General features: G+C 70.4%; 18 protein-coding genes and 1 tRNA gene. 8 read left to right on the top strand and 11 right to left on the bottom strand.

Features of this window, described 5'->3' with window-relative positions; genetic code table 11:
* Positions 1 to 112 precede the first annotated feature (112 nt).
* Genes LXT12_RS04850 through LXT12_RS04840 form a run of 3 tightly spaced genes read left to right on the top strand, consistent with a single transcriptional unit; the run spans position 113 to position 2,733 of the window.
* The gene (locus LXT12_RS04850; protein ID WP_233390028.1) at positions 113 to 1,195 is read left to right on the top strand and encodes an ABC transporter permease subunit; all 1,083 of its coding nucleotides are present in this window, start codon (positions 113 to 115) and stop codon (positions 1,193 to 1,195) included.
* A 13-nt stretch (positions 1,196 to 1,208) separates the two neighbouring features.
* Positions 1,209 to 1,994 (top strand): ABC transporter ATP-binding protein, encoded by a 786-nt coding sequence (locus LXT12_RS04845; protein ID WP_233390026.1) that lies wholly within the window; start codon positions 1,209 to 1,211, stop codon positions 1,992 to 1,994.
* Positions 1,995 to 2,010: 16 nt separating this feature from the next.
* The gene (locus LXT12_RS04840; RefSeq protein WP_233390024.1) at positions 2,011 to 2,733 is read left to right on the top strand and encodes an ABC transporter ATP-binding protein; all 723 of its coding nucleotides are present in this window, start codon (positions 2,011 to 2,013) and stop codon (positions 2,731 to 2,733) included.
* Between the two features lie 6 nt (positions 2,734 to 2,739).
* On the opposite strand, the gene LXT12_RS04835 is transcribed toward LXT12_RS04840, so the two are convergent.
* The 7 genes from LXT12_RS04835 to LXT12_RS04800 all read right to left on the bottom strand — a co-directional run bounded on the left by LXT12_RS04835 (position 2,740) and on the right by LXT12_RS04800 (position 14,332).
* Positions 2,740 to 5,334, bottom strand: coding sequence for a 2-oxoglutarate dehydrogenase E1 component (locus LXT12_RS04835; RefSeq protein ID WP_233390022.1), 2,595 nt, complete (start codon positions 5,332 to 5,334; stop codon positions 2,740 to 2,742).
* A 146-nt stretch (positions 5,335 to 5,480) separates the two neighbouring features.
* The gene (locus LXT12_RS26870) at positions 5,481 to 7,022 is read right to left on the bottom strand and encodes a methyl-accepting chemotaxis protein (protein ID WP_304622750.1); all 1,542 of its coding nucleotides are present in this window, start codon (positions 7,020 to 7,022) and stop codon (positions 5,481 to 5,483) included.
* 246 nt (positions 7,023 to 7,268) lie between these two features.
* Positions 7,269 to 9,593, bottom strand: a complete 2,325-nt coding sequence (locus LXT12_RS04820; RefSeq protein ID WP_233390020.1) for an alkaline phosphatase D family protein — start codon at positions 9,591 to 9,593, stop codon at positions 7,269 to 7,271.
* A gap of 14 nt (positions 9,594 to 9,607) precedes the next feature.
* Positions 9,608 to 11,092, bottom strand: a complete 1,485-nt coding sequence (locus tag LXT12_RS04815) for an OmpP1/FadL family transporter (RefSeq protein WP_233390018.1) — start codon at positions 11,090 to 11,092, stop codon at positions 9,608 to 9,610.
* Positions 11,093 to 11,268: 176 nt separating this feature from the next.
* Entirely contained in the window at positions 11,269 to 12,324 is a 1,056-nt protein-coding gene (locus LXT12_RS04810) for a Leu/Phe/Val dehydrogenase (RefSeq protein ID WP_233390016.1), read from the bottom strand.
* Between the two features lie 246 nt (positions 12,325 to 12,570).
* Positions 12,571 to 13,299, bottom strand: a complete 729-nt coding sequence (locus LXT12_RS04805; protein ID WP_233390014.1) for a 2OG-Fe dioxygenase family protein — start codon at positions 13,297 to 13,299, stop codon at positions 12,571 to 12,573.
* Between the two features lie 4 nt (positions 13,300 to 13,303).
* A complete protein-coding gene (locus tag LXT12_RS04800) occupies positions 13,304 to 14,332 on the bottom strand; it encodes a CDP-6-deoxy-delta-3,4-glucoseen reductase (RefSeq protein WP_233390012.1) in 1,029 nt (342 codons plus the stop codon).
* A gap of 71 nt (positions 14,333 to 14,403) precedes the next feature.
* Here LXT12_RS04800 and LXT12_RS04795 point away from each other — a divergent pair, with 71 nt between their 5' ends.
* A complete protein-coding gene (locus LXT12_RS04795; RefSeq protein ID WP_233390010.1) occupies positions 14,404 to 15,264 on the top strand; it encodes an NAD-dependent epimerase/dehydratase family protein in 861 nt (286 codons plus the stop codon).
* Here the strand turns inward: LXT12_RS04795 and LXT12_RS04790 are convergent.
* Positions 15,261 to 15,842: a rhomboid family intramembrane serine protease gene (locus LXT12_RS04790; protein ID WP_233390008.1), complete on the bottom strand. Its 582-nt coding sequence runs from the start codon at positions 15,840 to 15,842 to the stop codon at positions 15,261 to 15,263. The two genes, LXT12_RS04795 and LXT12_RS04790, sit on opposite strands and share 4 nt — an antisense overlap.
* An 87-nt stretch (positions 15,843 to 15,929) precedes the next feature.
* A tRNA-Leu gene (locus LXT12_RS04785) sits at positions 15,930 to 16,014 on the bottom strand.
* A gap of 94 nt (positions 16,015 to 16,108) precedes the next feature.
* On the opposite strand from LXT12_RS04785, the gene cysM reads away from it, so the two are divergent.
* From cysM to LXT12_RS04770, 3 genes are read left to right on the top strand one after another with little or no spacing between them, the layout of a single operon-like run.
* Positions 16,109 to 17,005 (top strand): cysteine synthase CysM, encoded by an 897-nt coding sequence (gene cysM, locus LXT12_RS04780; protein ID WP_233390006.1) that lies wholly within the window; start codon positions 16,109 to 16,111, stop codon positions 17,003 to 17,005.
* Positions 17,002 to 17,535 (top strand): NUDIX hydrolase, encoded by a 534-nt coding sequence (locus LXT12_RS04775; protein ID WP_233390004.1) that lies wholly within the window; start codon positions 17,002 to 17,004, stop codon positions 17,533 to 17,535. Before cysM ends, LXT12_RS04775 begins: the two co-directional genes overlap by 4 nt.
* Before the next feature lie 4 nt (positions 17,536 to 17,539).
* On the top strand, positions 17,540 to 17,767 hold the full coding sequence (locus LXT12_RS04770; RefSeq protein ID WP_233390003.1) for a sulfurtransferase TusA family protein: 228 nt from the start codon (positions 17,540 to 17,542) through the stop codon (positions 17,765 to 17,767).
* Between the two features lie 9 nt (positions 17,768 to 17,776).
* Here the strand turns inward: LXT12_RS04770 and galU are convergent, their stop codons facing one another.
* Complete coding sequence (galU, locus tag LXT12_RS04765) at positions 17,777 to 18,670, bottom strand: UTP--glucose-1-phosphate uridylyltransferase GalU (RefSeq protein WP_233390001.1); 894 nt, start codon at positions 18,668 to 18,670, stop codon at positions 17,777 to 17,779.
* 83 nt (positions 18,671 to 18,753) lie between these two features.
* Here galU and LXT12_RS04760 point away from each other — a divergent pair, with 83 nt between their 5' ends.
* Positions 18,754 to 19,701, top strand: a complete 948-nt coding sequence (locus tag LXT12_RS04760) for an NAD(P)-dependent oxidoreductase (RefSeq protein ID WP_233389999.1) — start codon at positions 18,754 to 18,756, stop codon at positions 19,699 to 19,701.
* Position 19,702: 1 nt separating this feature from the next.
* Here the strand turns inward: LXT12_RS04760 and LXT12_RS04755 are convergent, their stop codons facing one another.
* A complete protein-coding gene (locus LXT12_RS04755; protein WP_233389997.1) occupies positions 19,703 to 22,522 on the bottom strand; it encodes a valine--tRNA ligase in 2,820 nt (939 codons plus the stop codon).
* Positions 22,523 to 22,678 lie beyond the last annotated feature (156 nt).

Genomic DNA, 22,678 nt, shown 5'->3' with positions numbered 1-22,678 from the left:
TACGCGCTTCGCGCGCCCCCTTCGAGGGGGCACCACCAGCGGCCCGGCAAAGCCGGTTCCGCGGTGGTCGCTGGATCAATCGGCCGCTCGGCCAGGCTTCCTGAGGACTCACATGAAAGCCAAAAAGCTCCTAACCTTCATCGTCGCGGCCATCGCGTTGTTCGCCGTGCCGCTGTTCGCCCAGCAGTTCGGCAACGGCCCGGTGCGCATCATCGACCTGGCCCTGCTCTACGTGATGCTGGCCCTGGGCCTGAACATCGTCGTCGGCTATGCCGGCCTGCTGGACCTCGGCTACGTGGCCTTCTACGCCGTCGGCTCCTACATGTTCGCGCTGATGGCCAGCCCCCATCTCAGCGAGAACTTCGAGGCCATCCAGGCCGCCTTCCCGACGGGGCTGCATTCGCCCATCTGGCTCGTCATCCCGCTCGGCGCGGGCCTGGCGGCGCTGTTCGGCGTGCTGCTCGGCGCGCCGACGCTCAAGCTGCGCGGCGACTACCTCGCCATCGTGACGCTCGGCTTCGGCGAGATCATCCGCGTCTTCCTGAACAACCTCGAGTACCCGGTCAACGTGACCAACGGCCCGCGCGGCATCGGCCAGATCGACTCCTTCCACGTCTTCGGCGTGGACCTGGGCAAGTCCTGGCAGATCGGCGACTACACCCTGCCGTCGGTGACGCTGTACTACTACCTCTTCCTGCTGCTGGTCGTCGGCTCGGTGCTGATCTGCTACCGGCTCGAGAACTCCCGCATCGGCCGCGCCTGGATGGCCATCCGCGAGGACGAGATCGCCGCCAAGGCCATGGGCATCAACACCCGCAACCTCAAGCTGCTGGCCTTCGGCATGGGTGCCACCTTCGGCGGCGTGTCGGGTGCGATGTTCGCGAGCTTCCAGGGCTTCGTCTCGCCCGAGTCCTTCAGCCTGCAGGAGTCGGTGATGATCGTCGCCATGGTCGTGCTGGGCGGCATCGGCCACATCCCGGGCGTCATCCTCGGCGCTCTGATGCTCTCCGCCCTGCCCGAGGTGCTGCGCTACGTCGCCGGCGACATCCAGAGCATGACCGGCGGCCGCATCGACGCCTCCATCCTGCGCCAGCTCCTCGTCGCGCTGGCCATGATCGTCATCATGCTGATCCGCCCCCGCGGCTTGTGGCCCGCGCCGGAACACGGCAAGGCCGCCCCGACGCCCGTCAAGTGAGGGAGACGACCCCATGAGCACCCACGACAACATCGTTCTCAACGTCAGCGGCGCGTCCAAGCGCTTCGGCGGCGTGCAGGCCCTGTCCGACGTCGGCATCCAGATCCAGCGCGGCCAGGTCTACGGCCTGATCGGCCCCAACGGCGCCGGCAAGACGACCTTCTTCAACGTCATCACGGGGCTGTACACGCCGGACACCGGCAGCTTCTCCTTGGGCGGCACGCCCTACACGCCGCAGGCGGTGCATCAGGTCGCCAAGGCCGGCATCGCACGCACCTTCCAGAACATCCGCCTCTTCGCCGACATGACGGCGCTGGAGAACGTGATGGTGGGCCGGCACATCCGCACGCGCTCGGGCCTGCTGGGTGCGGTCTTCCGCACACCGGGCTTCAACAAGGAGGAGGCCGCCATCAAGGCGCGTGCCCTGGAGCTGCTGGACTACGTCGGCATCGCCAAGTACGCCGAGTTCAAGGCCCGCACGCTGAGCTACGGCGACCAGCGCCGCCTGGAGATCGCCCGCGCCCTGGCCACCGACCCGCAACTCATCGCCCTGGACGAGCCCGCCGCTGGCATGAACGCGACCGAGAAGGTCGTGCTGCGCGAGCTGATCGACCGCATCCGCAACGACGGCCGCACCATCCTGCTCATCGAGCACGACGTGAAGCTGGTCATGGGCCTGTGCGACCGTGTCACGGTGCTGGACTACGGCAAGCAGATCGCTGAAGGCACACCGGCCGAAGTGCAGAGCAACGAGAAGGTGATCGAGGCCTACCTCGGCGCCGGCCACAAACCACACTGAAGCGGGGCGGAAGAACATGGCAGAAGCAAAGCAAACCCTGCTCAAGGTCAGCGGCCTGAAGGTGGCCTACGGCGGCATCCAGGCCGTCAAGGGCGTGAACTTCGAGGTGCGCGAGGGCGAGCTCGTCTCGCTCATCGGCGCCAACGGCGCCGGCAAGACGACCACGCTCAAGGCCGTCACCGGCCTGCAGCCGGTGGCCGCGGGCGACGTGACCTACCTGGGCGAATCCATCAAGGGCCGCGGCGCCTGGGACCTGGCCAAGAAGGGCCTCGTCATGGTGCCGGAAGGCCGAGGCACCTTCACCCGCATGACCATCGTCGAGAACCTGCAGATGGGCGCCTACAACCGCAAGGATGGCGAGATCCAGGCCGACATCGACAAGGTCTTCGGCCTCTTCCCGCGGCTGAAGGAGCGTGCCAAGCAGTTGGCCGGCACCATGTCCGGCGGCGAGCAGCAGATGCTGGCCATGGGCCGGGCCCTGATGGCGCGGCCCAAGGTGCTGCTGCTGGACGAACCCTCCATGGGCCTGTCGCCCATCATGGTGGACAAGATCTTCGAGGTCGTGAACGACATCCACCAGCAGGGCGTGACCATCCTGCTGGTGGAGCAGAACGCCAGCCGCGCCCTGCAGCTGGCCAACCGCGGCTACGTGATGGAGTCCGGCGAGGTGACGATGGACGGCGAGGGCCTGGCCCTGCTGAACGACCCCAAGGTCCGCGCCGCCTACCTCGGCGAGTGAGCGGCCTCAGCCCGCCAGCGCGCGGGCGATGAGGGCGGCCTGCTCCCGCCGGTGCACGGCCTGCGACGAGCAGGCGCCCGCCGCCGTGACGGCACGCGCCTCCGGCCGCCAGGCCAGGCCGCCGGGCGCCAGCGCGGCGAGATCGTCGCGCACGAAGTGCCAGGCGCCCTGGTTCAGCGTCTCCTCCTGGGCCCAGGTCAGGCGCGCCAGTCGCGGGTAGCGCGCCAGCACGGCGGCCAGCTCGGCCTGCGGAAAGGGGTAGAGCTGCTCCAGCCGCACGAGGGCCACGCCCGCCGCCGCCTCGGGTTGCGCCGCGCGCGCCCGGGCCAACTCGTGGTGGAGTTTGCCGCTGCACAGTACGAGGTGGCGCACCTCGTCGGGCAGCGTCCCGTCGTCGTCCAGCACCGGCTCGAAGCGGCCTTGAAGCAGGGCGTCCAGCGGCGAGTGCGAGGCGGCGTCCTGGTGCAGGGCCGCCTTGGGCGTCATCACGATCAGCGGCTTGCGCTCGGCGCCCAGTGCCTGGCGGCGCAGCAGGTGGTACCACTGCGCGGCCGTGCTGGGGCAGGCCACGCGCAGGTTGCCCGCGCCGCAAAGCTGCAGGAAGCGGCTCAGGAAGGCGTTCGAATGCTCGGGGCCGACGCCCTCGTAGCCGTGCGGCAGCAGCACCGTCAGCGCGCTGCGCTGGCCCCATTTCTCCTCGCCCGAGGCGATGTACTGGTCCACGTAGACCTGGGCGCCGTTGACGAAGTCGCCGTACTGCGCCTCCCAGACCGTGAGGTCGGCCGGGCGCTGCACGCTGTGGCCGTACTCGAAGCCCAGCACGGCCTCCTCCGACAGCGGTGAGTTGACCACCTCGAAGGGGGCGAGGGCGCCGAGCTGGCGCAGCGGCAGGAACTCGTCGGGGCCGGCCAGCGCCTGGTTGTGCCAGACGGCATGGCGGTGCATGAAGGTGCCGCGTTCGACGTCCATGCCCGACACGCGCACGCCCACGCCCGCCTCGAGCAGCGAGGCATAGGCCATGTTCTCGGCGAAGCACCAGTCCGCCCGCGCCGAAGCGTCGCCGGCCGCCACGCGCTGCCATTGCGCGGCCAGTTCGGCGATGCGCTGATGCGGCGCGAAGCCGCGCGGCAGCCGCGTCATCGCGGACACCCAGGCCTGCAGCGCCGCGCGCGTCGGCCCGGCCGACTCGGCAACGCGCTCGCGCGCCGCGCCGGCCTCCTCGGCCGCCGCCCCCGGGTCGGCAATGGCGAAGGCCCTTTGGGCGGCGGCGCGCTGGCGCTCGATGTGGCGGGCCATGTCGGCCAGCCCGCAGTGGCCTTCGGCCACCAGGGCCGCGCCCTGGCTCTCGACGACGGAGGCGCGCTGCGCGGCCATCGGATACAGGCGCGGGCTGGTCAGCGACGGCTCGTCGTGCTCGGAGTGGCCGTTGCGGCGGTAGCCGATCAGGTCGATGACGACGTCGGCACCGAAGCGCGCCCGATAGGCCATCGCCAGCGTGGCCGCGTGGGCGAGCCGCTCCGGGGCGTCGGCGTTGACGCGCAGCACCGGCGCGTCGATGCATCGGGCGATGTCGGTGCAGTAGCGCGCCGCCGCGGCGTCCATGGGGTTGGGTGCCGTGAAGCCGAGCTGGTTGTTCACGATGACGTGCACGCAGCCGCCCACCGCATAGCCGCTCCGCTGCGACAGCATCAGCGCCTCCATGACCACGCCCTGGCCCGCGAACGCCGCGTCGCCATGCACCACCAGGGCCGCGGCCCGGCTGCGCTGCTGGGCCGCGTAGGTCATGCCCAGCACCACGGGGAAGACGCTCTGCAGGTGCGAGGGGTTGGGCGCCAGCGTCAGCTTGAGCGGGCCGTGGGCGGTGGCGAAGCTGCGCTGCGCGCCCAGGTGGTAGACCAGGTCGCGGTGGCGTTCGGGCCGGGGTGCATCGGGGTCGAAATGGTCCAGCACCCGGGCCGGCGCCATGCCCAGCAGGTTGACCAGCACATTGACCCGGCCGCGGTGGGGCATGCCCATGAACAGCTCGCCCACCCCTTGCAGCGCCGCCTGCTCGACGAGGGCGTCGAGCAGCGGCAGCAGGGCTTCGCACCCCTGCAGCGAGAAGCGCTTGGCCGCGGGAAAGCGGCCCGCGACGAACTGCTCCCAGGCCTCGGCCTGGATGAGCCGGTCCAGCAGCGCGGTGCTGCTGCGGGCCGGTGGCAGCGCCTCCAGCCGAGCGTGCAGCCAGGCGCGCCGGGTCGGGTCGCGCAGGGCGCTGCTGTCCAGGGCCAGGGCGCCGCAGTAGATGCGCTTGAGCCGGTGGTCCAGCGCGGCCACGTCGTTGGCGCCGAGCACGGCGGGCGCGCCGGGGCCGAGTTCGTCGGAGCCTGCCAGGCCGAAGGCCGACGGCGCCAGCAGCTCACGGGCGTCGACGGAGTCCGCCACGCCCAGCGGGTCCAGCGTCGCGCAACGGTGGCCCTCGGCCCGGTGCGCCGCGATCCACCGCTCGACGGCGGGGTGCAGGCGAGCGGCCGGCGAGGCGTGCGTGTGAACCGCGTGAATGGGGGCGCGGTCGAGCCCCGGTGCGGGCAGCCTCTCGGCTGGCCTGTCCGCCATGTCCATGTGATAACTCCCTGATCGTGCGAGGTGAAGCCTCGTCGTCGCCCCGGGCCCGATGCGGGCTCCATGACGACAAGGCCGGTGGATGGGCCCGGATCTGCGTCCGATGGGCCTCGCGAGGAACTTGGAGGGTGGGTTGTCGCCCGCGCTCAGAGCACGAAGGCGCTGACCACTTCGTTCAACTGACGGGCCTGCTGCTGCAGCTGCCTGGCCGCCGCCGCGCTCTGCTCGACGAGGGCGGCGTTGCGCTGCGTCGTGTCGTCCATCTGCGAGATGGCGATGTTGACCTGCTCGATGCCGGCGCTCTGCTCGTGGCTCGACGAGGTGATCTCCGCCACCACGCGGCTGACGCCGGCGATGCTGGTGACGACCTGCTGCATCGTCGCGCCGGCCTGCTCGACCATCCGGCTGCCGGCGTCGACCTGGCTGGCCGAGTCGTCGATCAGGCCCTTGATCTCCTTGGCGGCGACGGCGCTGCGCTGGGCGAGGTTGCGCACCTCGGCCGCGACCACGGCGAAGCCACGGCCTTGCTCACCGGCACGGGCGGCCTCGACGGCGGCGTTCAGCGCCAGGATGTTGGTCTGGAAGGCGATGCTGTCGATGACGCCGATGATCTCGACGATGCGCCGCGACGAGGTCGAGATCGAGCTCATGGTGTTGACCACCTGGCCCACGACCTGGCCGCCCTCGGCCGCGACGTCCGAGGCGGACGAGGCCGAGCGGTTGGCGTGGCCTGCGTTGTCGCTGCTGAGCCTGACGGCCGAGGTCAGCTGCTCCATGGCCGCCGCGGTCTGCTGCAGGGCACTGGCCTGCTGCTCGGTGCGCATGGCCAGGTCCTGGTTGCCGTGGGACACGTCCTCCGCCGCGGCATGGATGCGGTCGGCGCCGGTGCGGACCTGGGTGACGATGCCATGCAGGCTTTCCACCATGCGTTGCAGCGCTCCGGTCAGGCGGCCGACCTCGTCGCGGCTGATGTGGTCGATGCGGTAGGTCAGGTTGCCCGCGGCCACCGCCTCGGCCAGTTCGATCGCGCGGTCGATGGGCCGGGTCACGGAGCGGGTGATCAGCAGCGCCGTGATGACGCCGAGCAGGATGGCCAGCACGGAGACGCCGATCATCTGGTAGACCGCGCGGCGCGACTGCGCCTTGGTGTCGTTCACGTCCTGCAGCATGCCGCGCACGTGGTAGGCCACCATCTTGTCGAGCAAGGCGTAGTAGCGGGCCTGGGGCTCGGCGAGTTCGCCTTCGTACAGGGCCGTGGCCTCGTCGCGCTTGCCCGCGGCGATGAGGTCCAGCACCTTGCGCACCTGGGCGCCGTAGGCCTTGCGGGCCTGCCCCTGCTCCTCGAAGATGGCCCGCGCCTCGTCGGTGGCGAGCGACTTCTCCAGCTGCTGGAGGTTCTCGGTGTTGGCGGTGCGGATCGCCGCGTATTCGTCGGCGTACTTCTTCTGGCGCGCCGGGTCGGCGGTGAGCAGCATGCGGCCGAGCGTCATGGCACCGCGGTCGCCGACTTCCTTGATGCGGTTGCTGAGCGCGATCTGCGCATAGCTGTCGTTGACCACCTCTTCCATCGTCGCGCCGATGCGGTTGAGCACCGCGACGCTGCTGACGAGGCTGGCGCACAACAGTGCGATCACGACGGCAAACGCCATGGCCAGGCGGGTGCCGATTCTCAAATCCGAAATGCGCATGCGATGCTCCCTGACTGCTGGATCGCGGACTCCATTTAGCGGCCCGCCCGTCGCGAGTGCCGTATGGTGTTCGAGTTATGTTACGAGGCGTACATGAGCCTCGGAGGGGGGTGTCCGGCAATTCGAGACCTGCGTCACGACTGGCAGGCCCGACCTGGAAGACTTACCAGGGTGGTTTCGAGCCGGCCGCGCGCAAAAAAGCCCGGCATCGGCCGGGCTTGGCGGGGGAAGGCGCTGGGCGCGGGGTCAGACCAGGGTCACGTCGGTCACGCCGGCCGCCACCCTCACGCGCTTGACGCTGGCCACCGGCGTTGCCGGCGCGACGCCACCGACCTGGCGGGCGACCTTCTTGAAGTCGCACAGCAGCTCGGTCTTGCTCAGCGTCACGACGGCATAGCCCTGCGCATCGCTGTCCACGTGCTTGATCCACGGGTTGTTGACCGGCGGCGCCACGGCCGTGGTGGCGTCGGCGAAGGGGTTGAGCCGCTTGACGATTTCCGACGCCGGCACCGACGACGGCGGGATGTTCAACGCCGTCGCCAGCTTCTGCTGGATCAGCCCGTAGAGCGTCATCGCGGCCACCGACTTGCCGGCGCCGGCCAGGCCGGCGATGGTGCTGGCGACGATGGTGCCCATGGTGCCGGCCTGGGTCTCGTCGAAGGTGTTGATGACGGCCCTGGACAGCGTCGTCGTCGGCGTGACCGCCGCGAGCGTGATGACGTGGGCGGCGATGGCGGCCTGCACTGCCGCCTGCACGGCGGCGGTGTTGCTCAGGTCCGTCACGCCCGCGCCGAGGGCGATGGCCGCGCTCAGCATCTGGATGGCGATGGCCTCTGCCTCGAACTCGCTCGTCGCCACCAGGGGCTTGAGCGCCGCGAAGGCGGGCTGCGTGGCCGCGCCGTAGAAGTAGCTGAAGTTGGAGTTGCTGGAGACGCCTGCGGTGACCAGGTCCACCATCGCAGGCACCGGCGTGGCCGCGTCGTAGTCGGCCATGACGACGCCGGCGTAGAAGGCGTGGATGTCGCCCGTGACGGCGACCACGTTCTTCACGCCCTTGGCCAGCAGTTGGCCCATCAGGTACTTGCGTTCGGCGTTGAAGCCGTCCCACTGGTCGGCGTTGAGGATGAACTTGGACTTGAAGGCGGCCGGTGCGGCCGGGATCTTGTTGCCGTCGATGCCCATGCGCAGCAGCGACACCTCGTTGCCCCAGACCTTCCACAGCGCGGTGGAGGTGGTCATGGTCTGCACCCACCACTGGCGCTGCGCGCCGCCGAGGATGCTGACCAGGGCCAGCGGGTCGGGCAGGGTGGCGCCGGCCGTGAGCTTGGCGGTCTCCACGGCCGACAACGTCGGCTGCGGCACCATGTAGCGCGCGCCGATAGAGCCCACGGGCTGGCCCGTCAGCGGGCTGGGCGCGGCCTCGGGGATGAGGTGGTCGGCGCGATAGAGGCGCTCGTCGGTCATGACGAGGTGCATCAGCTTGCCGAACTTCAGGTCGCGGTAGATGCGGATGCCGGTGATGCCCTGACCGGGGTCGAGCGTGAAGCTGATATCGGCCGGCATCGCCTCGAACCAGGCCTGGTTGGCGGCCAGGCGGCGCGAGGTCTGGGCGGTGTTGTCGCCGACCTGGGTCGTGGCGTTGAAGGTACCGTTGTCGTAGGTCTCGCGGTCCTGCCAGCAGTCGTCGCTGAACTCGTGGTCGTCCCAGATGGCGACGAAGGCGAAGCGCTCGTGCAGGGCCTGCAGGCGGCGGTCGGTGCGGTAGCGCTTGTAGAGGTAGCGGTAGTCGGAGATGGTGGTCGCGTACTTGCCGCCCGAGGGCAGGGCGGTGCCGTTGGGCAGGGCGAGTGCCGCGTGGGCGCTCTCCACGCCACCGGCCTGATAGTCGGCGCCGACGGCCTCGTAGATGTAGTCGCCGAGGTGGACGACGAAGTCGATGTCCTCCTGCGCGAGGGCGTCCATGCCGGCCCAGTGGTTGACGCTCCAGTCCTGGCAGGAAATGAAGGCGAAGTTCAGCCCGGAGATGTCGGCGTCGGCCGCGGGCGCCGTCTTGAATCGGCCGATGCGCGAGACGCCGCTGCCCGCGGTGAATTGGTAGTAGTAGAGCGTCGCGGGCTTGAGGCCGCTGATGCGGTGGCGCAGGGTGTGGTCGTAGAACTCGTAGACCGGCACCTCGGCCGTGGCGTCGGCCGTGCCGCTCAAGGCGGTGGTGGTGCCGAGGTTGGCGCTGTTGTCGGCGTTGGTGATCTTCAGCGTGACGCTGAAGCTGCCGGCGCCGGTGGCGCTGGCGACGTCGTCGGCGCTGGTGGGCACCACGCGGGCCCACAGCACCGCGCCGTCAGGCTTGGGGTCGCCCGAGGCGACCGACTGCGGGAACTTGAAGGCGCCGCTGGCTGGCGCGGTGGTCGGCAGCGGCGTGCTGCTGCCGGGGAAGGTGTCGGGCAGCGGCTGGATGGGCGTGCCCGCGTCGCCACCGCCGCCGCAGCCGACGAGGCTGGACAGGGCGGTGGAGGCGGTGATCAGGGCGCCTGCCTGGGCGGCGCTGCGGCGGAGAAAACTGCGGCGGTCCATGGTGTGTCGCCTCCTCAGAACTTGTAGTTGAACTGGACACCGAAGATGGTGGCCTTGGTGGCGTAGTTGCCGCGTGCGGTCGCGTAGGAGCAGTTGCAGGGCGTCTCGCCTTCGCCGTCGTCGGTGGCGTCCATGGCGGCGTCCTTGAGCTTCACGTGTCCGAACGAGAAGTCCACGCTGGCGTTGTCCATGAAGGCCCAGTTGGCGCCGAGGGCGTACCAGGTGCGGTGGGCGTCGGGCAGGGCCGGGCTGCGCGTGGCCGAGGGCACGGGCGACATGTCCTTGCTGAAGCCGGCGCGCAGCAGCACGGAGGGCAGGGCCTTCCATTGCGCGCCGACGGACACCTTGGTGCTGTCCTTCCAGTGCTCGGCCGTGATGGAGTCGGGCGTCGAGTTGGAGAAGTCGATGCGCAGCTGCTTCAGCCGCGAGTCGCGGGTGAAGGTGAAGTCGCCCATCACGGCGATGGTGGGCGTGAGCTGGTGGAAGCCGTGGATGGACAGCGACTCGGGCGTGCGCACCGACAGGCTGGCGTCGGAGTCGTTGTGGTCCAGCGCCGAGACGCCGTTGTAGGGCGCCGCGGTGATGGCGGCCAGCACGGTGGCCGGCAGGTTGGCCGGCTGGGTCCAGTCGCCGCTGCCGCGCAGGCGGTGGCTCACGCTGCTGCGGTAGCTGACGCCCACGCGGGTGTCGGCCGTGGGTTCCCAGAGCAGGGCCAGGTTGAAGCCCAGGCCCCAGTCCTTGCCGTCGACGGCGATGGAGCCGTCGTAGGCTGGGTCGCCGAAGACCTGCGCGGCCTGCTGCTGCAGCTGCAGGGCCAGGCCCGGCGCGCCGGCGGTCGCCGCCTGGTGGGCGGCGGCCAGCAGGCCTGCCGCGTAGACCGAGCCGTAGGGCACGGCGCGGCGCAGCTTGCCGGACATGTACTGCACGTTCAGGCCGGCAGCCAGCGAGAGCTCGGGCGAGGTCTTCCAGGCGACGTTGGGGTTGATGGACAGCGACTGCAGCTTGACTTGCTGCAGGTTGTAGCGGCCACCCCAGTCGGGGCGGTAGTCGAGCTTGGTGCCCCAGGGCACGAAGACGCCCATGCCGTAGGCCAGGCCGTTGTCACCTTGATAGCTCAGGTAGGCATGCGGCACCGCCTGGCCCTTGGCGAAGCTGGACGAGTCGCCCACGGTGCCGATCTGGCGCGGCTGCAGCCCCGAGCCGGGCAGGGAGATGTAGGAGCCCTCGTCGGTGAAGCGGGTCTTGGGGTCCACGTAGTCGAGTACGCCGGAGAAGTTCCAGCCCTTGAGCCGGGTGATGCCGGCCGGGTTGGCGAACAGCGTGCTGGCATCGCCGGCCTCGGCGCCGTTGGCGTTGGCCGTGCCTTCGGCCGCGGCGCTCTGGGTGCCGAAGCGGTAGCCGGCCGCATGGGCCGTCGTGGCCGCGAGGGCGAGGGGCAGCAGGGCGATGGCGGCCAGCAGCGGGCGCAACGCGCCCGCGGAGCGGGGAGTCCTGAACATGGGGTTTGTCTCCGGTAATCGTGCGAAACCGCGGCGATTGTGCGTAACGTCGATGTCACGCGGAGGACAAAGCCCTCAAGGGAAACCCTGGATTGGGGAGGCCTCTCTAAGCTGCGCCCGGCTCGCTGCCGGCTGCCGGCAAACCGGATGCCGCCGCGCGCGGCGGCGGCCCTGGTTCAGCCCAGGTGCACGAGCTTGGAGCGTGCCCAGTCGTCGGCGACGCGGGCGGGCGTGGAGTCGGCCTTCTGCACGCGCTGCAGCAGTTCCTCCACGCGCTCGGCGATGCGGCTGACCTCGGCCATGACCTGGCTCTCCTCGCCTTCGCCGCGGTACTCGCGCGCCACGCTGATGATGCCGCCGGCATTCACCAGGTAGTCCGGCAGGTAGCAGATGCCGCGGCGCTGCAGGGCGTCGCCGTCGGCGGGCGTGGCGAGCTGGTTATTGGCCGCGCCGGCGATGAGCCGGGCGCGGATGGCCGGCACCGTCTGCTCGTTGAGCGAGGCGCCGAGGGCGCAGGGCGCCAGCACGTCGACGTCCGCCGCCAGGATCTCACCCACGTGCACGGCCACCGCACCGAACTGCGCGACGGCGCGCTCCACCTTGGCGGCATCCACGTCGGCCACCACGAGGCGGGCGCCGGCCTGGTGCAGGAATTCGGCGAGGTGCCAGCCGACGGCGCCCAGGCCCTGCAGCGCCACGCGCACGCCGTCCAGCGACGACCGGCCCAACACGAGGCGGGCGCCGGCCTGGATGGAGACGAACACGCCCCAGGCGGTCTTGGGACTGGGGTCGCCACCGAAGGCGCCCTCGCGCGGGATGCCGCTCACATAGGGCGTCACGGCCTGCATGCCGCGCATGTCGGCCGTGGTCGTGCCGACGTCCTCGGCGGTGATGTAGGCGCCGTTGAGCGACTGCACCGCGCGCGCAAAGGCGGCGAAGAGGGCGGGCCGGTCGAAGGGGCCGTCGGGCTTGAGGATGACGGCCTTGCCGCCGCCGAAGGGCAGGTCGGCCAGCGCGTTTTTCAGGCTCATGCCCTGGGACAGGCGCAGGGCGTCGTTGAGGGCGGCGAGTTCGGAGTCGTAGTGCCAGAGCCGGCAGCCGCCGAAGGCGGGGCCCCGGGCGGTGCTGTGGACGGCGAGGATGGCCTTGAGGCCGGTGGCCGGGTCGGTGGCGAGCAGCACTCGCTCGTGGGCGGCTTGCTCGGGCAGGCCGAAGAGGGAGGTCGGGGTCATGCGTCGGGCGCTGGGTAAGCGCGGCAGTGATGAAGGAACGGCCGCGCTTTTGGCGCGGCCGTCCGGGATTCTACAAAGCGACCCTGGCGCAATCAGGGGCGCGCGGGCCGAGTGCCGGGCCGCCCCAAGCCGGCCCGCCTGGGGTTGCGTGCGGCTCGATGCCGTATGCAGCCTCGTCCCCGCGGGGGACCGGCTGGGGTCGCGCGCGCGTTCAGCGGCGCGAGACCGGACGAGGGGCCTCGACGTTCAGGGGCCTTGGAAGCCGCCGCTGCGCAGCGTGATGACGAGGGTGTCGCGCCAGCCGCGCTCTCCGGCCACGAGCGGCAGGATGGGCGTGGTCTCGTGGATGACGCGGGCGTCGTCCAGCAGCAGCGCGGTCCAGGGCTGGGTCATGGTGAAGCGTTGGCCAGCCGGGCCGTGGGCCTCGAACACGCGGGACTCGCCGCCCTTGATCTGGTGGCGGCCCACCATCAGCACGGCGACGAGGTCCACGCCGTCCCGGTGGGCGCCTTCCGGCGTGGGCCGGCCGATGCCGTCGCTGGTGTCGATGCGGAAGGGATGCGCCTCGATGAACCAGGCCTGCTCGCCCTTGAAGGCGGAGGTGACCCGTGCCAGGCCGAGCAGCAGCGCCGTCCAGACGGGTGCATCCACCATGCGCTGCTCCAGCGGCACGTACCAGCGCTGGATGCCGCCATGCAAGGCGTTGTAGTCCAGCGGCTGCCAGTGGGCGCGGTGCGGACTGGGCGTCAGCCGGCCGCCCTCGGCGACGAAGCATCCGTGGCGGCGGAAGCGGTAGCGCCCGCCGTCGCGCAGGTAGCCGTCGGGCGGCAGGTCGTCCCAGCAGGGGCGTAGCGTCTCCAACTCGGCGGCGCTGACGCCGAGGACGCCCAGCGATGAGGGGGCGAGTACCGCCTCGCCATGCCGCTGCAGGGCGCCGACGACGTCGGCCGGGTCGGTCCAGGGAGGCTCGAACATGGGCTCAGGCGGGCGCGTGCTTGTCGGCTTCGGACGTGAAGGCGTCGGCGTAGAACTCCTCGGCGGGCAGCTTGCACTGCTCGACGAAGTCCTTCTGCGCCGACTCCACCATGATGGGCGCGCCGCAGGCATAGACCTGGTGGCCGCTGAGGTCCGGCAGGTCCTGCATCACGGCGCGGTGGACGAAGCCGGTGCGGCCCGCCCAGCCTTCGTCGGGCTCGGACAGCACCGGCACGTAGGTCAGCAGCGGCCACTCGGCGGCGACGCGCGCCGCCCAGTCGTTCAGGTAGAGGTCGCCCTGCTTGCGGGCGCCCCAGTACAACACCATCGGCCGGCTCGAGCCGATGTGCTGCGCACGCTCGATGATGGCCTTGATGGGCGCAAAGCCCGTGCCGCTGGCCAGCAGCACGATGGGCTTGGTCGCGTCCTCGCGCAGGAAGAAGCTGCCGAAGGGCCCCTCCATGCGCAGGATGTCCTTCTCCTTGAGCGCGCCGAAGACGTGGTCGGTGAACTTGCCGCCGGGCATGTGGCGGATGTGCAGCTCGATCTGCCCCGGCAGGGTGTGCGGCGCGTTGGCCATGGAATAGCTGCGGCGCGAGCCGTCGCGCAGGATGAACTCGACGTACTGGCCGGCGCGGTACTGGAAGTTCTGGTTGGCCGCCAGCTGCAGGGTCAGCACGGCCACGTCGGGCGCGGGCTTGAGGATGGCCGACACGCGGGTGGGCAGCTTGAGCACCGGGAACTCGCCGGCGCCCGGCACGGTGCGCGCCTCCACGACGCAGTCCGTCTGCGGGCGGGCGCAGCAGGTGAGGATGAAGCCGGCGGCCTCCTCCTCGGCCGACAGGGCCTTGGGCTGGTGGTTGCCGTGCACGACGGCGCCTTCGAGCAGCTTGCTCTTGCAGGAGCCGCAGGCGCCGTCCTTGCAGCCGTAGGGCAGGCCGACGCCATTGCGGATGGCCGCGGCCAGCAGGGTGTCGTCGCCTTCGGTCTGGTAGACACGGCCGGCGGGCTGGATGGTGATCTGGTGGGACATGGGGCTTCAAAAAGCAGCGGCCCCGCTGGGGAGTCCGGGGCCGTAGACTGCCCGCCATTTTGCCCGAGGCCATGAAGACCCGACTGCTCATCATCGGCTGCGGCGACGTAGGTTTGCGCGTCGTCAAACTGCTCGCCGGCCGCTGGCGCGTGCTGGCGCTGACATCGAACCCCGGCCGAGTCGCGGCGTTGCGCGCGGCCGGCGCCGTGCCGCTCCTCGGCAACCTGGACGAGCCCGCGACTTTGGCCCGGCTGGCTGGCCTGGCCGATCTCGTGCTGCACCTGGCCCCGCCGCCGCGCGACGGCGAGCGGGACGCGCGCACCCGCCACCTGCTCGCCGCACTGGCGCGCAGGCCGCCCACGGCGCTGGTCTACGCGAGCACGACCGGCGTCTATGGCGACTGCGCCGGCGCGTTCATCGACGAGACCCGCGCGCTTCGCCCCGCGACCGACCGCGCCCGCCGCCGTGTCGACGCCGAGGCCTGCCTGCGCGTCTTCGGCCGCCGTCACGGCACGCGCGTGAGCCTGCTGCGCATCCCCGGCATCTACGCCCGCGACCGCGAGGGCGGCCACCCGCGCGAGCGCCTGGCCCGCGGCACGCCGGTGCTGCGGCGCGAGGACGATGTCTTCACCAACCACATCCACGCCGACGACCTCGCCCGCGCCTGCGTGCTGGCGCTGCTGCGCGGCCGGCCCCGGCGCGCGGTGAACGTCTGCGACGACAGCGAGCTGCTGGTGGGCGACTACTTCGACCTCGCCGCCGACCTCGCCGGCCTGCCGCGGCCCGAACGCATCTCGCGCGCCGAGGCCGCCGAGCGCATGAGCCCCATGCAGCTCAGCTTCTGGAGCGAGTCACGGCGGCTGTCCAACCAGCGGCTCAAGCGCGAGCTGCGCCTCAGGCTGCGTTACCCGACGCCGCGCGAAGGGCTCTAACCGCGCCGGCGTGGTGAGCGCCAGTGGCGAATGAGCAGCCAGGCGCCCAGCATGCCGCCCAGGTGGGCGAAATGGGCGATGCCGCTCGCGCCGTTGAAGCCGAGGATCAACTCCAGCCCGCCGAACACGGCGACGAAGACCTTGGCCTTCATCGGGATGGGCGGGATCAGCGGCACGATGATGCGGTTGGGAAACAGCATGCCGAAGGACAGCAGCAGCCCGAAGATAGCGCCCGAGGCGCCCACCGTCGGCGAGCGGGCGCCGATGGCCCACGTGAAGAGCAACTGCACGATGGCCGCGCTCAGCGTGCTGGCCACGAGGATCTGGGTGTAGCGCTTCGGGCCCCAGACGCGCTCCAGTTCGCCGCCGAACATCCACAGGCCCAGCATGTTGAACAGCAGGTGGGTGAAGCTGCCGTGCAGGAAGGCGTAGGTCAGGAGCTGCCAGGGCATGAAGATGCCCGAGGTCAGCGGCCACAGCTCGAACCAGGCGCCGTAGCCCGGCAGCAGTTCGAACAGGCAGAAGACGCCGACGCAGGCCAGCAGGAAGGCTTTGGTGACCGGGGGCAACGGAGGCATGAACTGGCGGAGTGCGCGCGGGGAGGGCGCCTGCACCGGGAGGGCCGATGCTTGTCGGGCGAGTATGCCAGGGGTCTGCTGCTTCTCTGGTGCCTCGGGCCGGACTCGAACCGGCACACCTTGCGGCGGGGGATTTTGAGTCCCCTGCGTCTACCGATTTCGCCACCGAGGCCCGTCGGAAACAGCTGACCTCGCCATTGCGGCGAGGGGCTGGATTATGCACTCGCCAAGCCTCGGGCTTTGCGCCCGGCTGCACAATCACCGGCATGAACTACCCGACCCTCGAAGACGTCATCGGCGCCACGCCTCTCGTTCGCCTGCAGCGCCTGCCCGGCGCGGATGCGCGCGGCAATGTCGTCCTGGCCAAGCTCGAAGGCAACAACCCGGCGGGCTCCGTCAAGGACCGCCCCGCCATCAGCATGATCAAGCGCGCCGAGGAGCGCGGCGAGATCAAGCCCGGCGACACGCTGATCGAGGCGACCTCGGGCAATACGGGCATCGCCCTGGCCATGGCCGCCGCCATCCGCGGCTACCGCATGCTGCTGATCATGCCGGAGGACCTGTCCATCGAACGCGCGCAGACGATGAAGGCCTTCGGTGCGGAACTGATCCTGACGCCCAAGACCGGCGGCATGGAATACGCCCGCGACCTCGCCGAGCAGATGGTTGCCGAGGGCAAGGGCCGCGTGCTCGACCAGTTCGCCAACCCCGACAACCCGCGCATCCACTACGAGACCACCGGTCCAGAGCTGTGGAAGGACACGGGCGGGCGCATCACCCATTTCGTCAGCGCCATGGGCACGACGGGCACCATCACCGGCGTGTCGCGCTTCCTGAAGGAGAAGAACCCGGCCGTGCGCATCGTCGGCGCCCAGCCGGCCGAGGGGTCGCGCATCCCCGGCATCCGCAAGTGGCCCGAGGCCTATATGCCCAAGATCTACGATCCCAGCGGCATCGACGAACTCGTCCTCGTGAGCCAGAGCGATGCCGAGGACATGGCCCGGCGCCTGGCCCGCGAGGAGGGTCTGTTCGCCGGCATCTCAGCCGCGGGTGCCTGCTGGGTGGCGCTGCAGATCGCCCGGCAGGTGGAGAACGCCACCATCGCCTTCATCGTCTGCGACCGCGGTGACCGCTACCTCTCGACGGGCGTCTTCCCGGCATGACGGACTACCGCTTCTGCCCCGCCTGTGCCACGCCGCTGGCGCTGATCGTCGCGGCGGAAGACGGCGGCGACAGGCAGAGGCTGCGCTGCCCGGCCTGCGACTTCACGCACTGGAACAACCCGACGCCGGTGCTGGCCGCCGTCGTCGAATGCGTGGACCGCGGCGGCCAGGTGCTGCTTGCCCGCAATGCCGCCTGGTCCGGGCGCTTCTTCGGCCTCATCACCGGCTTCATGGAGGCCGGCGAGACGCCCGAGGAGGGCATCCGCCGCGAGATTGCCGAGGAGACGGCGCTCGAGGTCGAGCAGCTGAACCTGCTCGGCGTCTGGGATTTCCAGCGCATGAATCAGGTCATCATCGCCTACCACGCGGCGGCGCGCGGCGAGATCCGGCTGTCGCCCGAGCTGGTCGAATACAAGCTGCTGGCGCCCGAGGACGTGCGCTGCTGGCCGCAGGGCACCGGGCAGGCGCTGGCGACCTGGCTGCGGTCCAAAGGCATCGAGCCCGAGTGGCTCGACCTCAAGCGAGAATGAGCGAATGGACGTCCAACGCGAGATCGACACCCGTGGGCTGAACTGCCCCCTGCCCATCCTCAAGGCCAAGAAGGCCCTGGCCGAGATGCAAAGCGGCGAGCTGCTGCGCGTCGTGGCCACCGACCCCGGCTCCATGCGGGACTTCCAGGCCTTCGCCCGCCAGACGGGCAACGAGCTGGTGCAGCAGGAGACCGCCGGCGCGGAGTTCATCCACGTCCTGCGGCGCCGCTGAACCGGCGCGTCAGAGATCGAGGCCCTGCAGGAATTCCCTGAAGCCGGGGCCGAGTTGCGGATGGGCCAGGGCCAGCTCGACGTTGGCCTGCAGAAAGCCTTCCTTGCTGCCGCAGTCGTAGCGCTTGCCTTCGTAGCGGTAGGCGAACACCTTCTCCCGGCGCAGCAGGCCCGCGATGCCGTCGGTCAGCTGGATCTCGCCACCCACGCCGCGCGGCTGGTTGGCGATCTCGTGGAAGACGCCCGCCGTCAGGATGTAGCGGCCGGCCACGCCCAGGCGCGATGGGGCGTCCTCGGAGGCGGGCTTCTCGACGATGCGGTTGACGTCCATGAGGTTGTCATTGACGTGGGTGCCGGCCACGATGCCGTAGCGGCGCGTGTGCTCGGGCGGCACCTCCTGCACGGCGAGGATGGAGGCACGCCAGTCGGCGAACTGCTCCACCATCTGCCTGAGGATGCCGCGGCCGGGCTGGGGGCCGACCATCAGGTCGTCGGCCAGCAGCACGGCGAAGGGCTCGTTGCCGACGAGGCGCTGGCCGCACAGCACGGCGTGGCCCAGGCCCAGGGCCTGCGGCTGGCGCACGTAGATGCACTCCATGTCGTCGGGCTTGACGCTGCGCACCACGTCCAGCAGCTCCTGCTTGCCGGCGTTCTCCAGCGCCACCTCGAGTTCGAAGGTCATGTCGAAATGGTCTTCGATGGGCCGCTTGTGGCGCCCGGTGACGAAGATCATCTCGCGCACCCCGGCTTCGTAGGCTTCCTCCACCGCGTACTGGATCAGCGGCTTGTCGACCACGGGCAGCATCTCCTTGGGCTGGGCCTTGGTGGCCGGCAGGAAGCGCGTGCCGAGGCCCGCGACCGGGAAGATGGCTTTGTTGATCGGCGATCGGGGCGAAGAGGCCATGGGTACACTGCTCTGAGAAAAGGGCGAGATGATTGTGTCACGCGGCATGTGACGGTTATGACCCTTGAGTAGGCCACACGACGATGACCGTCCTCATCCTGGAACCCCTGGAAGCCGATGTGGTGCAGTGGCTGGCCGAGCGCCATGACGCCCGCTTCGCACCCGAGCTGGTGGGCGATGCCGACGGCCTTGCCGAGGCCCTGCAGGAGGCCCGCGCCCTGGTGGCGCCGCCGGAGGTGTCCATCGATGCCGAGCTGCTGCGGGGGGCGAGGGCGCTGCGCGCCATCGGCCGGGCCAGCGGCGGCGCCGAGAACATCGACATGGACGCCTGCGGCCGGGCGGGCGTGGAGGTCGTGCGGTCCCAGGCCTCCACGGCCAGCGCCGAAGCCGAGTTCGCCGTCGGCGCCCTGCTGAGCCTGCTGCGCCGCGTGCCCGTGGAAGGCAGCGACGGCCTCAAGGTGGGCCGGGAACTGGGCTGCGCCACCGTGGGCATCCTGGGCCTCACGCCGGCCGCCCAGGTGCTGACGCAACTTCTGCAGGCCTTCGGCTCGCGCGTCGTCGGCTACGACCCCGGCCTGCACACCAGCGACCCGACGTGGGGGCGCTGGGGCATCGAGGCGGTCAGCCTCGCCGAGCTGGTGGAGCAGTCTGACGGCCTCGTGCTGCTGCTGCCCTTCTTCCACCGCTTCCGCGGCCTGGTCGGCGCCCGCCAGCTGGAGCACGGCCGACCCGGCCAGGTGCTGGTCAACCTCGGGCATTCGGGCCTGGTGGACGGCGAGGCCCTGGCCCGGGCCTTGCGCAGCGGCCAGTTGCTGGCCGCCTGGTTCGACAGCATGGAGCCGGGCTGGCTGGAGCCCGGCCGGCCGTTGCACGGCATTGCCACGCTGCAGGTCACGCCGCGGCTGGCGGGCACGACGCGGGAGTCGCGGGTGCGCGCCGCCTGGGCCGTGGCGCGGGGCATCGACGCCCTCCTCGGGCCCTCGCCGTCGGCCCGCAGCCGCAGCGACACCAAGGCCGCCAGCCTCTACTGACTCACTGCGGCGCGCCCAGGCGCGCGAGCTGTTCGCGCAGGCGCACCACGGTTTCCTTGAAACCGGCCAGGCGTGCGCGCTCCTGCTCGACCACGGCGGCGGGCGCACGGGCGACGAAGCCCTCGTTGCCCAGCTTGGCTTCGATCTTGGCGATCTCGCCTTCCTGGCGCGTGGCTTCCTTGGTCAGGCGGGCCCGCTCGGCCTCCACGTCGATCTCGACCTTGAGGGCCAGCTTGGCCGCGCCGTGCACCAGGACCGGGGCGTTCGCGCTCTGCCGCGCGAACTCGGCCTCGTCGGCGATCAGCTCGACCGCGCTGAGCTTGGCCAGCACCTTGAGCACGGCGGCCGCTTCGGCCAGGAAGGACAGGTCGCCGCCCACCAGCAGCGGCACGCGGTCGCTTGGGCTCAGCGCCATCTCGCTGCGCAGGCTGCGCGTCGTGCCGACGACGGCCTTGAGCTGGGCCATCCAGGCGTCGGCGGCCGGGTCGATGCGCTCCGGCTGGCTGGCCGGGTAGGGCGCCTGGCCGATGAAGTCGGCCACCTTGCGGCCGGCGATGGGCGCCACCGCCTGCCACAGCTCCTCGGTGATGAAGGGCGCCACCGGATGCAGCAGCCGCAGCGTGGTCTCCAGCGTGCGGATCAGCGTGCGGCGGGTGGCGCGCTGCTGGGCCTCGTCGCCGGTCTGGATCTGCACCTTGGCGATCTCGAGGTACCAGTCGCAGTACTCGTCCCAGACGAAGCTGTAGATGGCGTTGGCGACGTTGTCGAGGCGGTACTCGGCGAAGCCCTGGGCCACGGCCGCTTCCACGCGTTGCAGCTCGCCGGTGATCCAGCGGTCGGCCTGCGAGAAGCGGTTGTATCCCGGCGGGCACTGGCCTTCGGCGTGGGCGAGGCCGCAGTCCTGGCCCTCGGTGTTCATCAGCACGAAGCGGGTGGCGTTCCAGAGCTTGTTGCAGAAGTTGCGGTAGCCCTCGCAGCGCTTGGTGTCGAAGTTGATGTTGCGGCCCAGGGTCGCGTAGCTGGCCATGGTGAAGCGCAGCGCGTCGGCGCCGTAGGCCGGCATGCCTTCCGGGAACTCCTTCTTCACGCGGGCGGCCACCTTGGGCGCCGTCTCGGGCTTGCGCAGGCCGGTGGTGCTCTTCTTCGTGAGTGTCTCCAGGTCGCAGCCCTGGATGAGGTCGACCGGGTCGAGCACGTTGCCTTCGCTCTTGCTCATCTTCTGGCCCTGCGAGTCGCGCACGAGGCCGTGGATGTAGACGTCCTTGAACGGCACCTTGCCGGTGAAGTGCGTCGTCATCATGATCATCCGGGCGACCCAGAAGAAGATGATGTCGTAGCCCGTCACGAGCACGGAGGAGGGCAGGAAGAGTTCCTGCTCGAGCGTCTTCTCGGGCCAGCCCAGGGTCGAGAAGGGCACCAGGGCCGACGAGTACCAGGTGTCCAGCACGTCGGGGTCGCGGGTCAGCTCGCCCAGGTAGCCGGCGGCCTTGGCGCGGGCCTGGGCCTCCTCCTCGCTGCGTGCGACGAAGAGCTCGCCGCCGGTGCCGTACCAGGCCGGAATCTGGTGGCCCCACCAGAGCTGGCGCGAGATGCACCAGTCCTGCAGGTTGTTCATCCAGTGGTTGTAGGTGTTGACCCACTGCTCGGGATGGAATTTCACGGCGCCCGTGTCCACCGCCGCGATCGCCTTGTCGGCGATGCTCTTGCCGTCGGCACCCGGCTTGGTGACGGCGACGAACCACTGGTCGGTCAGCATGGGCTCGATGACCTGGCCCGTGCGCTCGCAGCGCGGCACCTGCAGCTTGTGCTTCTTGACCTCCACGAGCAGGCCCTGTGCCTCCAGGTCGGCCACGACGCGCTTGCGGGCCACGAAGCGGTCCAGGCCGCGGTAGGCCTCGGGGGCGTTGTCGTTGATGCGCGCCTGCAGGTCCAGCACCGAGATCATGGGCAGGCCATGGCGCTGGCCGACGGCGTAGTCGTTGGTGTCATGGGCCGGCGTGACCTTGACGACGCCGGTGCCGAACTCGCGGTCGACGTAGTCGTCGGCGATGACCGGGATCTCGCGGCCGGTCAGCGGCAGCTTCACGAGCTTGCCGACCAGGGCCGCGTAGCGCTCGTCCTCGGGGTGGACCATGACGGCCACGTCGCCCAGCATGGTCTCCGGCCGGGTGGTGGCCACCACGACCGAGCCGCTGCCGTCCACCAGCGGATAGCGGATGTGCCAGAGCGAGCCGTCTTCTTCCTCGGAAGACACCTCCAGGTCGGACACGGCGGACTGCAGCACCGGGTCCCAGCTCACCAGGCGCTTGCCGCGGTAGATCAGGCCCTCCTCGTACAGGCGCACGAAGGTCTCGACGACGACGGTCGAGAGCTTGTCGTCCATGGTGAAGTACTCGTGGCTCCAGCTCACCGAGTCGCCCAGGCGGCGCATCTGGCTCGTGATGGTGTTGCCCGACTCCTGCTTCCACTCCCACACGCGGGCGACGAAGTTCTTGCGGCCCAGGTCGTGGCGGCTCTGGCCGGCCGACTGCAGCTGGCGCTCGACGACGATCTGGGTGGCGATGCCGGCGTGGTCGGTGCCCGGCACCCACAGCGTGTTGAAGCCGCGCATGCGGTGGTAGCGCGTCAGCGAGTCCATGACCGTCTGGTTGAAGGCATGGCCCATGTGCAGCGTGCCCGTCACGTTGGGCGGCGGCAGCTGGATGCTGAAGGAGGGCTTGGCCGGGTCCAGCGTGGGCGCGTACAGGCCGCTGGCTTCCCACTTCGGGCCCCAGTGGGCTTCCAGGGCGGCGGGTTCGAAGGACTTGGCAAGTTCGGTCACAGGGCGGTCTCGGCTGGCGCCCCGCGCTCGGCGGGGCTCGTCGTCAGGGCAGGGAGGCGCAATTTTAGAGGGCGCCTCCCGGGGCGATACAAAACGAAACCCGGCGATACGGCGCCGAGATGCTCCCGGACGGCCTCGCGGGAAAGATGGCGGCCA

The organism is Pelomonas caseinilytica (genome assembly GCF_021353235.1).
GTDB lineage: Bacteria > Pseudomonadota > Gammaproteobacteria > Burkholderiales > Burkholderiaceae_C > Pelomonas > Pelomonas caseinilytica.
Note: the sequence above shows the minus strand (reverse complement) of the source record. Positions and strands in the feature narration are given on the sequence as shown.